12 protein-coding genes are annotated in these 14,259 nt (G+C 62.0%); 4 read left to right on the top strand and 8 right to left on the bottom strand.

The window, feature by feature from the left end; all coding sequences use genetic code 11:
* Window positions 1-205: 205 nt before the first annotated feature.
* From M0H32_RS27340 to M0H32_RS27310, 7 genes are all read right to left on the bottom strand, one after another.
* Window positions 206-961: an SDR family oxidoreductase gene (locus tag M0H32_RS27340; RefSeq protein ID WP_248159757.1), complete on the bottom strand. Its 756-nt coding sequence runs from the start codon at window positions 959-961 to the stop codon at window positions 206-208.
* 35 nt (window positions 962-996) lie between these two features.
* Window positions 997-1,881 (bottom strand): dihydropteroate synthase, encoded by an 885-nt coding sequence (locus M0H32_RS27335; protein WP_248159755.1) that lies wholly within the window; start codon window positions 1,879-1,881, stop codon window positions 997-999.
* Between the two features lie 85 nt (window positions 1,882-1,966).
* Window positions 1,967-2,395 (bottom strand): dihydroneopterin aldolase, encoded by a 429-nt coding sequence (locus tag M0H32_RS27330; protein WP_248159753.1) that lies wholly within the window; start codon window positions 2,393-2,395, stop codon window positions 1,967-1,969.
* Window positions 2,396-2,492: 97 nt separating this feature from the next.
* The gene (gene uxuA, locus M0H32_RS27325; RefSeq protein WP_248159752.1) at window positions 2,493-3,668 is read right to left on the bottom strand and encodes a mannonate dehydratase; all 1,176 of its coding nucleotides are present in this window, start codon (window positions 3,666-3,668) and stop codon (window positions 2,493-2,495) included.
* Between the two features lie 21 nt (window positions 3,669-3,689).
* Window positions 3,690-4,430: an FCD domain-containing protein gene (locus tag M0H32_RS27320; protein ID WP_248159751.1), complete on the bottom strand. Its 741-nt coding sequence runs from the start codon at window positions 4,428-4,430 to the stop codon at window positions 3,690-3,692.
* Window positions 4,427-6,247: a glycoside hydrolase family 2 protein gene (locus M0H32_RS27315; RefSeq protein ID WP_248159750.1), complete on the bottom strand. Its 1,821-nt coding sequence runs from the start codon at window positions 6,245-6,247 to the stop codon at window positions 4,427-4,429. Before M0H32_RS27315 ends, M0H32_RS27320 begins: the two co-directional genes overlap by 4 nt.
* A 42-nt stretch (window positions 6,248-6,289) precedes the next feature.
* Window positions 6,290-7,270, bottom strand: coding sequence for a TRAP transporter substrate-binding protein (locus M0H32_RS27310; protein ID WP_248159749.1), 981 nt, complete (start codon window positions 7,268-7,270; stop codon window positions 6,290-6,292).
* A 245-nt stretch (window positions 7,271-7,515) separates the two neighbouring features.
* Between M0H32_RS27310 and M0H32_RS27305 the strand changes: the two genes are divergently transcribed.
* Genes M0H32_RS27305 through M0H32_RS27290 form a run of 4 tightly spaced genes read left to right on the top strand, consistent with a single transcriptional unit; the run spans window position 7,516 to window position 13,209 of the window.
* Complete coding sequence (locus M0H32_RS27305) at window positions 7,516-8,037, top strand: TRAP transporter small permease (protein WP_248159748.1); 522 nt, start codon at window positions 7,516-7,518, stop codon at window positions 8,035-8,037.
* Window positions 8,038-8,056: 19 nt separating this feature from the next.
* Window positions 8,057-9,364 carry a TRAP transporter large permease gene (locus tag M0H32_RS27300; RefSeq protein WP_248159747.1) on the top strand — a complete coding sequence of 436 codons (1,308 nt, stop codon included), beginning with the start codon at window positions 8,057-8,059 and terminating at the stop codon, window positions 9,362-9,364.
* A gap of 5 nt (window positions 9,365-9,369) precedes the next feature.
* Entirely contained in the window at window positions 9,370-11,754 is a 2,385-nt protein-coding gene (locus M0H32_RS27295; RefSeq protein ID WP_248159745.1) for a glycoside hydrolase family 31 protein, read from the top strand.
* A gap of 15 nt (window positions 11,755-11,769) precedes the next feature.
* Window positions 11,770-13,209 (top strand): mannitol dehydrogenase family protein, encoded by a 1,440-nt coding sequence (locus M0H32_RS27290; RefSeq protein WP_248159743.1) that lies wholly within the window; start codon window positions 11,770-11,772, stop codon window positions 13,207-13,209.
* A gap of 3 nt (window positions 13,210-13,212) precedes the next feature.
* On the opposite strand, the gene proC is transcribed toward M0H32_RS27290, so the two are convergent.
* Window positions 13,213-14,067, bottom strand: coding sequence for a pyrroline-5-carboxylate reductase (proC, locus tag M0H32_RS27285; protein ID WP_248159741.1), 855 nt, complete (start codon window positions 14,065-14,067; stop codon window positions 13,213-13,215).
* Window positions 14,068-14,259: the final 192 nt, after the last annotated feature.

The following is a 14,259-nucleotide window of genomic DNA, read 5'->3' as shown; positions in this document are numbered from 1 at the left end:
AAGCCCGGCCCTTCCGACCAATTTTCTGGAATTAAGGTCACAAAACCCTGTCGCCAGCGACGTTGCCGCCGTCGATGAAGCGGGTTATACGCACACCACCCACACTCGTCAACAGACGTTTTGCATTTTTTTGATGAAAATTTCTCCACCCACAGGAGCGGTGGATATTAACCATTCATCAACCCGCCGCGCCCGGCCGGAAAGCCTAGCCGATTGGCGAGTTTCCAAAGCCCATCAGTCTTTGGCCGGCATCCACCACCAGCGTGTGCCCGGTCACTTGCGGCGCGTCGATGAGATAGGTCACGGCTTTCACAATGTCTTCCGGCCCCAGGCCCGGCCCCATGGGCGTCAGCTTCTGGCGGCTGTCGAAGTTTTCCTGGGTCTGGTCGCTCGGCAGGATCAGGCCCGGCGCGATCGCATTCACCCGGATGCCCTTCGGCCCGAGATCGAAGGCTGCCAGCCGCGTTGCCCCTTCCAGGGCAAACTTGCCGCAGAAATAGCTGAACCGTTCCGGCGCCGCCGACAGCATCTGGGTGTCCAGCATGTTGATGATCGCCCCGCCCTCCGGCAAGGGATCCTGATTGGCAAAGGCCTGCATCAGGAAGACGGGCGCCGCCGCATTGACATTCATCAGGAACTGCCAGGTATCGATGGTGAGATCGGCAAGACTGTCCGTGTTGAAGGCCGACGCGGAATTGACCAGGACGGAGACCGGTCCGCCAAGCGCTGCGGCCGCCTCGCCGATCAGCTCTCCCGCCGCTTCCGGTTTGCTCAGGTCCTTCTGCAGCAGCTTGGCCCTGCCGCCCGCTGCCACGATCTCGTCACGGAGTTCCTGCGCGCCGCCGACGGAAGAATTGAAATGGAGCCCCATGGCAAAGCCCTTGTCGGCCAGCCCCCTGGCAATCGCCTTGCCGAGACGTTTGCCCGCCCCGGTCACCAGCGCGATCTTCCAGTCTGCCATGTTGCTTCTCCCTTAGATCCGGCTTTTGTCAGTCTTCAGGCAAAGTCCTGCAGGTTCAAGACCGGCTGCACCCGCGGCACCTCATGGCTACGCACCAGATTGGCCTTCGACATCACCGCTATCGTGGCCGCGCTGGTCTGCGCGACCCGGACCTCGTCGCGGAAGAGATAAACCGCTCCGGTCAGCTGGACCGTGACGGGCCAGCCGAGTTCACGCAGGCGGAAGGATTGCAGGATGCTGTCGGTCTGGTAGCGGATCCGGTCCGGCCCGTCCGGAAGATGCAGGGCAAAACCGAACCCGGGATCGACCCAGAGCCGCTCGACACCGGCAGCGGTCGCCAGCGCAACGCGCTCTTTGAAGAAAGTCAGCTGGTGATCGAAAATGTCTTCGGCCGGCGGCAGATAGTCCTCGGAACGGGCATTCTCACCCGGCGTGTAGCAGAGCACCACGCCGGCCTTGTGAAAGGCAACCGCTTCATAAAAGGCCGGATCGTCCACCCGGCCGGTCAGGTTGACCACCCCGGCGCCGGCCTCCAGAAGCGCCACGCCGACTTCCGGATGGTAGGTCTCCACCGAACAGAGAATGTTCTCCTCCGCCAGCGCCCGAACCACCGGCCGCATGCGGTCGATCTGCTTTTCGATGGAGACGAGATCCGCGGTCTCGCCGGTCGATTCCGCGCCGATATCGACCATGGCCGCGCCTTCCAGCGTCATTCGCCGGCCGCGATAGAGCGCCGCCTCGAACGTGTGGCAAACGGTTTCGCGATAGGTGCTGTCCGGCGACAGGTTCAAGACCCCCATCTGATAGGTGCGGTCCTCGAAGGTCCGGCCAAATTTTTCAAAAGAGAATGTGCGGATCGGCGTTTCGAGCGCGTCGCGGTATTTGAGCCAGAGGGGCAACAGGCGGTCTGCGGAAATCATTTTAGGCAAGGCTCCCAGGAACTCAGGAAGGGCGGCATAACGGTTTGGTGGCAAATAGGCGGACCTTGCCGGCCGGCAAGCCGGGTCAGCCCCGCCTGCGGACGATGCGGATGCCGACACCGGCCGCGTCCTCGAAAATGTCCGGCTTGGTCACCTTGACCGTGACCTTGTCGGCCAGCGGATTTTCCAGAACGAATTCGGCGACCGCTTCGGCCCATTCCTCGACCAGTTCGACATGGCCGCCCGAGGCGGCCTTCTCCTGAATGAAGAGGACCGTGTCGGCATAGGAGACATATTGACCGGTGTCGCGCACGAGCTTGCGGTAGTCCGGCACGGTCTCGATCTCGACATCGAAGCGCACCGATTGCCGGCGGCCCTTCTCGCTGTCCAGCACACCGATCTCCGCCGGCAACAAAAGGCCCTCGATCAGGATCGTGTCCCGGCCCTCTTCCTGAAGAGCGTTTTCCAGGGCGATTGCCGAAGTGGAGGGCGAGGCTTGCGATGATGACGACATGAGCGTTCCGGTGCAGTGAAAGACACGTGAGGCCCAAAGGCATGTCATTCCGGCGCCATATCCGTCAAGCGAAACAGGGGCCGTCAGCCGCCTTTGATTACCCGGCCGCCTCGCCGTCCAGCGCATCCACCGCGCGGGTTACGCCGCGCAGTTCCGCGAGCCCCCGCAACCGGCCGATGGCCGGATAGCCCGGCGTGGACGTTCCTGCAAGGTCGTTCAAGATGCGGTGACCATGATCCGGACGCATCGGTAGGGTCTTGCCGGTCCGCCGCTCGAGCCGGCGCAGAGCGCGGATGATCGCGACCATGTCGATGTCGCCCTCCAGATGGGCGTCCTCATGGAAACTGCGCGGGTCGTCCTCCCGCCGGGTCGCGCGCAAATGCACGAAATGGATGCGTTCGCCGATGGCTTCGATGATCGCCGGGATGTCATTGTCCGGATGCACGCCGAGCGAGCCGGTGCACAGTGTGAAGCCGTTCGCCGGTGAGGAATGCATGGCGGCGATCCGCTCAAGATCGGCTTGTGTGCCGGCAATGCGCGGCAGACCGAACAGGGAGCGCGGCGGATCGTCCGGATGCAGCGCTAGGACCGCACCGGCCGCCTCGACCTCCGGCACCACGATCTCCAGGAAGTTCGAAAGGTTCCGGAACAGCTCCTCCCGGCCGATGCCCTTATAGGCAGAAAGCCGCTGGCGGAACGTTTCCAGCGTGTAACTTTCCTCCGATCCCGGCAGGCCGGCAATGATGTTGGCGGTCAGCCGGTCCCTTTCCGCCTCGGACATGACAGCAAAGCGCGCCTCGGCCACCGCAATATCGGCCTCGCTGTAATCGGCCTCGGCACCATCGCGCCGCAGGATGAACAGATCGAAGGCGGCATAGGCGACAAATTCAAAGCGCAGTGCCGTCGCACCGTCGGAAAGTTCAAAATCGAGATCGGTCCGGGTCCAGTCCAGCACCGGCATGAAATTGTAGCAGATCGTCTTGACGCCCTGGTGAGCCAGCGCCCGGGCGGTCTCCACCCAGTTCCGCGCCCAACGTTCCCAGCCGGGCGCGCCTGTCTTGATATCCTCGTGAACGGGAATGCTCTCGGTCACCTGCCAGCTCAGCCCGGCCGCCTCGATCATCTGCCGGCGGGCGGCAATGTCTTCTTCCGGCCAGTAGGTGCCGTTCGGGATCTCGTGCAGCGCGGTCACGATCCCGCTTGCCCCGGTCTGGCGGATGTCTTTCAGGGAGATGGGATCCTGAGGTCCGAACCAGCGCCAGCTTTCAATCATGGCCTATCTTCTTTCTTGTTGTTATGGCGCCGCCCGGGCAGGCGTATAGAGGTAACCGTCGAAATCCGGATCGCCGACATCGGAGAGTTCCAGAAGTGTCAGGCGGACATTTTCAAGATGCTGCCACATGGCCTGGCGCGCCTTGTCGGCATTCCGGTGCCGCAAAGCCTCCAGGATTTCGGCATGATCGTCGAGCCATTTCGCGCGGTAGCTGAGGTCGAAGATGCGGTCGTGCAGCCGCGCCCACATGGAGCTGGTCTCCCGCTTGTCCCAGAGGTCCTCGACCTGGTCGACCAGCACACTGTTCTGGGTGGCTTCGGCGATCAGGAGGTGAAACTGCCGGTCGGCGGCATAATCCTCTTCGCCTTTTTCAATCGCCCTGCGCTCCAGCTCCAGCGTCTCGCGCAGTTGCACAATGTCGCTCTTGGTGATGGTCGAGGCGGCAAAGCCGGCAATGCTGCTTTCCAGCAGCTGGCGCGCCTGCAGCAGTTCGAACGGACCGAAATCGGCCTTGGGCACATTCAACGAGATCTTTTCGCCGGTGGCCACATAGCTCCCCGAGCCCTTGCGCACATCGAGGTAACCCTCGATCTCCAGCATGATGAAGGCTTCGCGCACCAGAGAGCGGCTGATGCCGAGTTCCACGGAGATCTGCCGCTCGGTCGGGAACTTGTCGCCGGGCTTGTAGCCGCCCTCGGCAATCCGCCGCGCCAGCAACTCGGCGATTTCCTGATAGCGGCGCTTTTGGGCATCGCTGCTCATGAAGCCTTCCTTGCATCCACATCCCCGCCCGCGATCTCGCGATAATAATCGGCCAGGATATGAAATGCCTTTTTCTTGGTTTTCTTGTCGGCCGCAATCAGCCCTTTGTGGTTATAGCCGTTCTGAAAGATGTTTTGGCGCCGTTCAACACGAAAATCATAAAGTATCCACGGCGACATGCCCTTGATGTAGCCGAGACGACGCAGGGTTGCGATCTGCTTGCGGTAGACCTCTGCCATATAATCTTCGCTGAAGAGACCCCGCTTCGGGCCTTTCTCGCCGATGACGCCGTCGGCACCGGTCTCGGAAATCACCACGGGACGGTCCGGGTTCGAATTCTCGCCGAGCGTGACCAGATCCTCGAAATTCTCCTCGTACCAGCCGTAATATTCGTTCAGCCCGATGATATCGATGTGATTTGCCAGCCGGTCCTCAATCCGGTTTCGCGCATGGTTGACCAGACAGGCCGCCGAGACCAGGCGGGTTGGATCGAGGGTCCTGCAGGTCTTCGCCAGCCCTTTCATGAAAGAAAGCCTTGCGTCGGTGTCCGGGTTTTCGTTGCCCACCGACCAGATGATGACGCTCGCCCGGTTGCGGTCGCGCTTGATCAGTTCTCTCAGCTGGTTGTCCGCATCCCGGTAGGTTGCCGGATTTTCGAAATCGATCGCCCAATAGACCGGGATTTCTTCCCAGAGCAGAAACCCGAGTTCATCGGCCATCTGCGCCGCGCGTTCGTGATGTGGATAATGGGCCAGGCGCAGATAGTTGCAGCCAAGTTCGCGGGCATGGTCGAAGCGGCGGCGCAGGTCCTCTTCGTTTGTCACCTTGCCGAGCACAGCATCGTCCTCGTGCACGGAGATGCCGCGCAGGAACAGCGGCACGCCGTTGAGCAGGATCTCCGTACCGCGCCGCTCGATCTGGCGGAAACCGACCCGGTCGATGACGCGGTCCGTGCCGTGCGTAACGCTGACATCATAGAGCACCGGTTTTTCAGGGCTCCACAGTTCCGGCCGGACAGAAATGTCCGCCCGCCCCCTGCCCTGGCCATCGACGGCGATTTCCGCCTCCACGCAGAGGCCTGGAATGGAGACGGTCACCGGACCGGTGTTCGGACCATCGACAGTCACTTCGGCGCGCAGCGTCCCGTAGCTTCCATCCGGCACCAGATAGAGAAAAAAGTCCTTGATCAGGGTCTTCGGCGTCTCGAAGAACGAAACCTCCCGGTAGAGACCGCCATAGTTGAACCAGTCGGTGTTGCGCATCGGCACCCGGTCGCGGGTGCGGGCATTGTTGACACAGGCCATGATCCAGTTCCGGCCCGACTTCAGTTTACCCGTCAGCTCGACGCAGAACGGCGTCGAGGCGCCGTAGTGATTGCCGAGGAATTCGCCGTTCAGGAAGATCTTGCTGTCATAGGCCGCCGCGCCGAAGCGCAGGAACTGCCGTTTGCTGTCATCGACCGCGTCGATGTCGAGGGGCCGCGTGTACCAGGCACTGCCTTCGAAAAAATACCATTTCTCCTTCAGCATCGCCCAGTTGGAAGGCACCGGCACGGTCTCGCCCATGTAAGGGTCGTAGTCCCAGGGCTCGGTGCGGTTCTCAGGGGCCTCCGGCAGCATGGAAAACCATTTCTGCCGAAGGCCGGTGTCAAGAAGATCGACGCAGAAGGTCCAGTCTCCATCGAGGCTCGTCACGTCGCGCCCGCCCATGAAGACCAGGCCGTCATGATTGAGAGACTGCGTGTTGAAGGGCACGTCATAGTCCTCGTCATGCAGTGCCTGCAGGGCATTGTCGGCGAGATGGGAACGTTCGAGCATCTGTCTTTTGTCTCCGGACCGGACCTGTTTGCGGATCGCGCCCTATTCGGCGGCAGCCTTGATGCGCTTGATCAGGTCGGCGACGACCGGTGATTTTTGCGCGGCTTCCTCGTGCATCGGCAGCACAGCCTCGATGAACGGACCCTTTTCGACCTCGATGAATTCCACACCGAGTTCGGACTTGGCGGTCTCGACGGCGGCCGCGCTCATGGCATCCCACTGCTCGCGGTGGAAATCCATGGATTCCCTGGCCGCCGTGCGCAGAGCTTCCTTGTGCGCGTCGGACAGTTCGCCCCAGGTCTTGCTGGAGATCATGACCACTGACGGGATCATGGTGTGACCGTCATCGGAATAGAACTTGGAAACCTCGCCGTGACGGGCCGAGGTCAGCGCCATCGGATTGTTTTCCGCGCCGTCGACCACCCCCTGCTGCAGGGCACTGTAGAGTTCGCCCCAGGCGATCGGGGTTGGGTTGGCGCCGAGCAGCTCGACCATGCGGATCGCCGACGGGCTCGGCTGCACACGGATCTTCATGCCGGCAAGGTCGGCGGGTGAATGGATCGGCTTGTTGGCATAGAAGGAACGCGCGCCTTCGATGTAATAGGCAACACCGATGAAGCCCTTGTCCTCGGAGGCGGCCAGGATGTCGGCACCGATGTCGCCGCTCAGGACGTCGTAATAGTGATCGGCATTGACGAAGATGTAAGGCAGGTTAAGCGCGCCGTAGGATTCCTCGAAGGCTTCCAGTTCGGAGGCGTTGGAGCGGGCCATGTCCAGGGCACCGTTCTGCATCAGCTCCATGGATTCGCGCTGCGTGCCCAGCTGGGCATTGGCGTAGATCCGGATCTTCAGATCGCCGCCCGTCAGGTCCTCCACGCGCTCGGCCATGAATTCCATGGACTTGTGCAGCGGATGGTCTTCCGGGTTGTTGTGGTTGAGACGCAGGGTCTTGGCGCTGGCGGCGGAGCCCAGCGCGACCACGCCTGCGGCCAGCACGGCCGCGAGCTTGACGTATTTCGACATGATTTCCTCCCAAATGCGGTCATGGCCGCAGGATATGCGTCCCTCCCAGCTCCTCCGGTTGAACGCGTGTCTCGCAGCGCGTCTTGGCTGCGGATGGCAAATTGTTCGTCCAATTTTCAAAATCAGTCAACCTTTTTCGCAAAATTGGTTGACCAATTTTATTTCCTGGCGCATGTCTAGTCCTGCCGGACACCGATTGCGCGCCCGCATTTGCAAGGCGCGCGCTCCGGCATGGGAGGAACATCGTGGCACTCATCACAAGAGGCGTGGACCTGATCCTGCGCCTTGTCATCACCATCGCCTTTACCGTTCTGGTCGCTTGCGTCGTCTGGCAGGTCGTCTCGCGCTACGTGCTGCAGAGCCCGAGCACCGTCACCGACGAAATGGCACGGTTCCTGTTTATCTGGGTCGCGCTTCTGGGTGGAGCCTATACCCTCGGCCAGCGCCGCCATCTGGCGATCGACCTGCTGCCGGTGATCACCACCGGCGCCCTGCGCCGGCTGGTCAATTGCGCCATCATCGCCGCCATCGCCTTCTTCGCCGGTGTCGTGATGATCTATGGCGGCCTGGACCTGGTGAGCCGCACCCTGGAGACCCAGCAGGTCTCCCCAGCGCTGCGCCTGCCCATGGGACTGATCTACATCGCCATCCCGTTCTCCGGGATCTGCATGCTCTACTACTGTCTGACCTTCCTGGTCGACCTCTTCCGCGAGGGCCGCGGCCCAAATGATCAACAGACCACCACGGTCGGCGGCCCGCTGGACTGACTAGGAACAAGAGACTTTCATGGATATTCAATCGGTCCTCGTCCTCTTCGGGACATTCGCGCTTTTAATGATCCTGGGCGTTCCGATCGCCTATGCGATCGGGCTCGCGGCTTTCGCCACCTTCCTGCTGTTCATGTCCTTCGACCAGTCGGTCTATATCGTCGCCCAGCAGGTGGCCTCGGGCCTCGACAGTTTCACCCTGCTGGCGATCCCGTTTTTCATTCTGGCCGGCAACATCATGAACCGCGGCGGCATTGCCATGCGCCTGATCGAGTTCGCCAAGGTGCTTGGCGGCCGCCTGCCGGGCGCGCTGGCCCATTGCAACGTGCTCGCCAACATGATGTTCGGCTCGATCTCCGGCTCCGCCGTCGCCTCGGCCGCTGCTGTCGGCGGCGTCATGGCACCGCTGCAGCGCAAGGAGGGCTACAACCCGGCCTTCAGCGCCGCCGTCAACATCGCCTCCTGCCCGACCGGGCTGCTGATCCCGCCCAGCGCCACCTTCATTGTCTATTCGCTGATCACCAACGGCACCTCCGTTGCGGCCCTCTTCGTCGCCGGTTATGTGCCCGGCATCCTGATGGGGCTCAGTCTGATGGTGGTTGCCGGCATCATCGCCAAGCGCCGCGGCTATCCGGTCGCCGACCGTCCGAGCTTTCAGGAAGTGATCGACAAGACGCTCGCGGCCATGTTGCCGCTCGGCCTGATTGTCATCGTCATGGGCGGCATTATCGGCGGGGTCTTCACCGCGACGGAAGCCTCGGCCATTGCCGTGGTCTATACTTTGTTCCTGGCCCTGATCGTCTATCGCGAAGTCACCTGGCGGGACCTGCCCTCCATCATTCTGGAAAGCGCGGTGACCACCTCGATCGTGTTGCTCATGATCGGCTGCTCAATCGCCATGTCGAAAGCCATGGCCTTTGCCGATATTCCCTATTCCATTTCCGATCTCCTGCTAGGTCTTTCGGAAAATCCGCTGGTGCTGCTCCTGATCATCAATCTGGCCCTGCTGGTGGTTGGCACCTTCATGGACATGACGCCGGCGCTCTTGATCTTCACGCCGATCTTCCTGCCCGTGGTCAAGGATCTCGGCATGGACCCGGTGCATTTCGGCGTGGTCATGACCTTTAACCTCTGCATCGGCATCTGCACGCCGCCGGTCGGCTCGGCGCTCTTTGTCGGCTGCTCCGTCGGCGGGGTAAAGATCGGCGAGGTGCTGCGGCCGATGCTCGGTTTCTATGCCGTTCTCGTCGCGCTGCTGCTGGTGGTGACCTATGTGCCCGAACTCAGCCTGTTCCTGCCGCGCCTGCTGCTGGGCTACGGAGGCTGAACCCCATGAAAGCCCTGCGCACCTGGACCTATGCCGGCAGCACCGGCAACGGCTTTGCCCTGACAGTCGAAGAGCACCACAATCTGGTGGTCAAGGTCCTGGAACACGACCTCATCCGCGTCAGCCTCCTGAAGGACGGCGCCTTCCGCCTGGACCGGACCTGGGCCATTGCCCCGGCCGGGGACGTACCCTGGGAAGGCCGCCGGCGGGAAGAACTCAGCGGCTTTTCCTGCCCGGACTTTTCGATCACCACGCAGAAGGAAACGATTGTCCTTGAGACCGATCTCTTGCGCCTGACCGTCGAAACGCCGCTGGCTCTGATCTGGGAAGCACGATCCTCGCAGGATGATCCGTTCCGAGAAATTGCCCGCGACCGGCCGCAGGACGCCTATTTGGTCGGCCGCAAGGATCATCGCAAGCAGCATTACATGCGCCGCTTTGCGGACGAACGCCACTACGGCCTCGGCGAAAAAGCCGGCGGAATGGAGCGTTCCGGCCGGCGCTATGAGATGCGCAACCTCGATGCCATGGGCTACGACGCGCGCTCGACCGACCCGCTTTACAAACATGTGCCCTTCACGATCACGGACCGGGGCCCGCTCGGTGCCTACGGTCTCTATTACGACACCATGGCGCCCTGCTGGTTCGACCTTGGCAACGAGAAGGACAATTACCATCCGCCCTTCCGGGCTTTCCGCGCAGAGGACGGCGATCTCGACTATTATTTCAGCTGGGCGCCGACGGTGCTTGAGATCACCAAGCGCCAACACTGGCTGACCGGCGGCACCGCCTTCATGCCGCGCTGGGGTCTCGGCTATTCCGGTTCGACCATGGCTTATACCGATTCCGAAAACGCCCAGGAACGGCTGCTGGAATTCCTGGACAAATTGTCGGAAGAAGACATGCCCTGCGACAGTTTCCAGATGTCGTCGGGCTATACCGCCATCAAGGGCAAGCGCTATGTCTTCCACTGGAACACGGACCGCTTTCCGGATGCCAAGGCGATGAGCCAGGCCTATGCCGACGCGCGCATCCATCTCATCGCCAATATCAAGCCGGTGCTGCTCGACGACCACCCCATGCGAGGCGAAGCGGAAAAGGCCGGGCTCTTCATCCGCGACAGCGAAACCGGGGAAGCGGAACAATCGCCGTTCTGGGACGGTTACGGCTCGCATCTCGATTTCACCAATCCGGCGACCGTTTCCTGGTGGCAGCGGAACCTCAAGGACCAGCTCTTTGCCAAGGGCATCGACAGCACCTGGAACGACAACAACGAATATGAGGTCTGGGACGACGAGGCGGTCTGTGCCGGGTTCGGCGATCCGATCCCGGTCAATTTGATCCGCCCCTTGCACAGCCAGCTGATGACCCGGGCCTCCTATGACGCCCAATGGGAAAATCAGCCGCAAAAGCGCCCGTATCTCATCTCCCGGTGCGCGTCGCCCGGCACCCAGCGCTACGCCCAGACCTGGACGGGCGACAACTACACCAGCTGGGACACCCTGCGCTGGAACATCCCGATGGGATTGGGCCTCAGCCTTTCGGGCTTTTACAATATCGGCCATGACGTTGGCGGTTTCGCCGGGCCGCGGCCCGGCCCGGAACTGTTCCTGCGCTGGGTGCAGAACGGCATCTTCCATCCGCGTTTCACCATCCATTCGTGGAACGACGACGGCACCGCAAACGAAGCCTGGATGTATCCGGAAATGACACCGCTTGTCCGGGACGCCTTGAACCTGCGTGCTCAGCTGATCCCCTATCTCTACAGCCTGCTCTTCCAGGCCGTGACTGAAGGCGAACCGATGCTGCGGCCGCTGTTCCTGGATCACCCGGACGATCCGGCTTGCCGGGAGGTGGAAACCGACTTTCTGCTGGGCCGAAATCTGCTGGTCGCCACCGTGATCGAGGAAGGCGCCACCCACCGCAAAGTGACCCTGCCGGCCAACGGCGAAGGCTGGTGGACCTTTGACGGCAGCCAGTGGCATCCGGGCGGCCAGGTGATCGAGGTTCCCGTAACCCTGGAGACGATCCCCCTGTTTGTGCGCGGCGGCACCGTGCTGCCGATGGCCGCCGCCAATCAGCGCTCGGAGCCGGGGCTCGACACCAGCCGGACCTGGCGCATCTACCCGCAGCCGGGCGGCGCTCCCGCAAGCCAATCGCTGGCCTATGACGACGATGGCGACACGGCGGACGCCCTGGCAGGCAGCCATTGCCTGACGCGGTTCCGTCTGGCGAGGACAGATCGGACCGTGCATCTGGACTGGCGACGGACCGGTTCGTGGCACCCCGCCTTTGACAGGGTGTCCCTCTGGCTGGCAGGATCGGACCAGCTGGTCGTCAACGGCGTGGAGAACACACGCGGGCAGCCGGTTGTTTTCACACAATCATAACCCGTTGATGGCCCCATGCCCGAACTCTTGAGACCGAGTTATCACCGCACACGGTTGCGGCCACGCATGTTTCACATCGGCCTCGGGGCCTTTGCCAAGGCACATGTGCTGGTCTTCCACGATGACATGCTGCGGCGGACCGAGTCCGATTGGGGCGTCGTTGCCGCCCGCCTTCATTCCGGCGTGGCCGAGCTCGATCTGCTTGACGAGGCCGACGGGATCTACACGGTCGGCGAAATGTCGGGCGACGACATTGCCCTCCGCCAGGTGGGCGCGATCGTCAAGACCCTGCACCCGGCGCGAGACGGGATCGAAGCCCTGATCGCACAGGTCGCCGATCCGGACCTTTGCCTGATAACGCTCACGATCACGGAGAAAGGCTATTGCCTCAAGGATGGCCGTCTCGACCGCTATCATCCGGCGATTGAAAAGGACCTTGCCTCTCCCGACCGGCCCGAAAGCGCCATCGGCCTGATCACGGAGGGACTTAGGCGGCGCTGGCGCGCAGGTCTGCCACCGCTGACGATCCTGTCCTGTGACAACCTGCCATCGAATGGCGAACTCTGCTACGCGGCCATCAGGGACTTCGCGGACCACCTTGACGCTGGTTTCGGCAATTGGGTTCGGGAGGCCTGCCGCTTTCCCTCTTCCATGGTCGACCGCATCACACCGGCGATGACGCAAGCCTCTCACAAGCAGCTTGCCGAAGTTCTCGGCCGACCGGATGCCAACGGCATCCTGTGCGAACCGTTCCGCCAATGGGTGATCGAGGACGACTTTGCCGGTGAACGGCCCGCGTGGGACCTGGTCGGCGCGGAACTGGTCGACGATGTTGCACCCTTTGAGAAAATGAAGCTGCGCCTTCTGAACGGTAGCCATTCCTTCCTTGCCTATGCCGGCGCGCTCGCGGGCCTCGAGACGATTTCAGACTGCATGCTGGAACCCGATCTGTTGCGCGCCTGCCGTCAGTTGATGCTGGAGGAACAGGCGCCGACGCTCGACATGCCCTATGGCGTTGATATCGCGCTTTACGCCGACACCCTCATCGACCGGTTTTCCAACAGCGCCCTCCATCACAAGACCGTCCAGATCGCGACCGACGGCAGCCAGAAACTGCCGCAGCGGCTGCTTGCCCCGGTTCGGGACCATCTGAAGACCGGCCGCGCCTGGCCCCTCACCGCCCTCGCGATAGCCGGCTGGATGCACTACTGCCGGGGACGCTCGGAACAGGGGGGAAATCTTCCCCTGAACGATCCGTTAAGTGCCCGGATAAAAACCATCGCTTCAGAAACGGACGGCGCAAAATATGTTGAGGAACTGCTGACACTGTCAGAAATCTTCAGCACCGACCTGCCGGCATCCGTGATCTTCAGCACCAGGATCCAGACCGCCTATGACCAGCTGCGCTCAGAGGGTGTTCTGAAGAGCGTTGCAGCTGCCTTGTCGCCTGCTTGAAGGTCAGTCCCTGACGACCCGCAGCCGCCGAGTGACCGGAGGTCGCGGCAACCCGGAAAGCTCACCGCAGCGGATCGCAGCTGCTTCGACCGTGCGTTTGACGAGGTCCTGGATCCCGTTTTCATCGGCCATGAATTCCAGCATGCCGGCTTCGGTCGTGCCGCCCTTGGACGTCACGGCAACGCGGAAGCCCGTGGCGTCGGCATCCGGTTGCGCCAGCATGCGCCCGGCGCCGGCGACCGTCTTGATCGCCAGTTCATGCGCCAGATCCTCCGGCAGGCCGAGCTCCAGCCCCGCGGCGGCAAAAGCCTCCGCCATGGCAAAGACATAGGCGGGGCCGGCGCCGGAAAGCGCCGTGACGATCGGCAGCAGATCTTCCGCCGGCATTTCAACCAGGGAACCGACGCAGGACATCAGCCGGATGAACAGCGCCTTCTGCTCCTCGCGCGGATGCTGGTTGGCGACATAAGCGGTAATCGCGGCGCCGACGGTCGCCGGCAGGTTGGGCATGGCCCGGATGATCGGCGTGCCGTCCGTGAAGTTTTCCTCGAACAGGGAGATCGGCTTGCTGGCGGCGATCGACAGGATCAGCGTCCCTCCGCCGCCGTGAGCCTTCAGCGGCGGCAGAACCTCTTCCACATCCTGCGGACGGGTCGCGATCACGATCACGCTGGGATATGCCGGGAACGGGTCATTGATATGAACCCCGGATTGACCGGTCAGCCACTCGGATGGCCTCGGGTCGCGGACGAAAACGGTATCGGCGGCAATGCCGTCGGCCAGCCAGCTCCGCAGCAGGGCCTGTCCCATAAAGCCGCAGCCAATCAGGCAAATGCCGCGATCCAACAGCTGTTTCATGTCTTCCATTGGCTCAAAATCTATCAATGTGCCCTCACGGAACGAGACAGAACTCAAATAGTTTTGAGATTACCGCAGTTCGTTCCGATACCGGCTCAAATGCAAGGCGGCAACCCGCCGTTTCATAGCAACCAATAGAGGAAATTTTCACTTCGCCGACAATACGTAACTTTCGGAACTTGGTAATTTTTC

Origin of the sequence: Roseibium sediminicola, from assembly GCF_023156505.1 — a bacterium.
Classification (GTDB): Bacteria; Pseudomonadota; Alphaproteobacteria; order Rhizobiales; family Stappiaceae; genus Roseibium; species Roseibium sediminicola.
Note: the sequence above shows the minus strand (reverse complement) of the source record. Positions and strands in the feature narration are given on the sequence as shown.

Excerpts from the sequence above, each read along its gene's own strand:
- uxuA (WP_248159752.1), bottom strand. The coding sequence starts at position 3,668 with ATGATTGAAAGCTGGCGCTGGTTCGGACCTCAGGATCCCATCTCCCTG.
- M0H32_RS27310 (WP_248159749.1), bottom strand. The coding sequence starts at position 7,270 with ATGTCGAAATACGTCAAGCTCGCGGCCGTGCTGGCCGCAGGCGTGGTC.
- M0H32_RS27315 (WP_248159750.1), bottom strand. The coding sequence starts at position 6,247 with ATGCTCGAACGTTCCCATCTCGCCGACAATGCCCTGCAGGCACTGCAT.
- M0H32_RS27340 (WP_248159757.1), bottom strand. The coding sequence starts at position 961 with ATGGCAGACTGGAAGATCGCGCTGGTGACCGGGGCGGGCAAACGTCTC.
- M0H32_RS27295 (WP_248159745.1), top strand. The coding sequence starts at position 9,370 with ATGAAAGCCCTGCGCACCTGGACCTATGCCGGCAGCACCGGCAACGGC.
- M0H32_RS27290 (WP_248159743.1), top strand. The coding sequence starts at position 11,770 with ATGCCCGAACTCTTGAGACCGAGTTATCACCGCACACGGTTGCGGCCA.
- M0H32_RS27320 (WP_248159751.1), bottom strand. The coding sequence starts at position 4,430 with ATGAGCAGCGATGCCCAAAAGCGCCGCTATCAGGAAATCGCCGAGTTG.
- proC (WP_248159741.1), bottom strand. The coding sequence starts at position 14,067 with ATGAAACAGCTGTTGGATCGCGGCATTTGCCTGATTGGCTGCGGCTTT.
- M0H32_RS27330 (WP_248159753.1), bottom strand. The coding sequence starts at position 2,395 with ATGTCGTCATCATCGCAAGCCTCGCCCTCCACTTCGGCAATCGCCCTG.
- M0H32_RS27335 (WP_248159755.1), bottom strand. The coding sequence starts at position 1,881 with ATGATTTCCGCAGACCGCCTGTTGCCCCTCTGGCTCAAATACCGCGAC.
- M0H32_RS27300 (WP_248159747.1), top strand. The coding sequence starts at position 8,057 with ATGGATATTCAATCGGTCCTCGTCCTCTTCGGGACATTCGCGCTTTTA.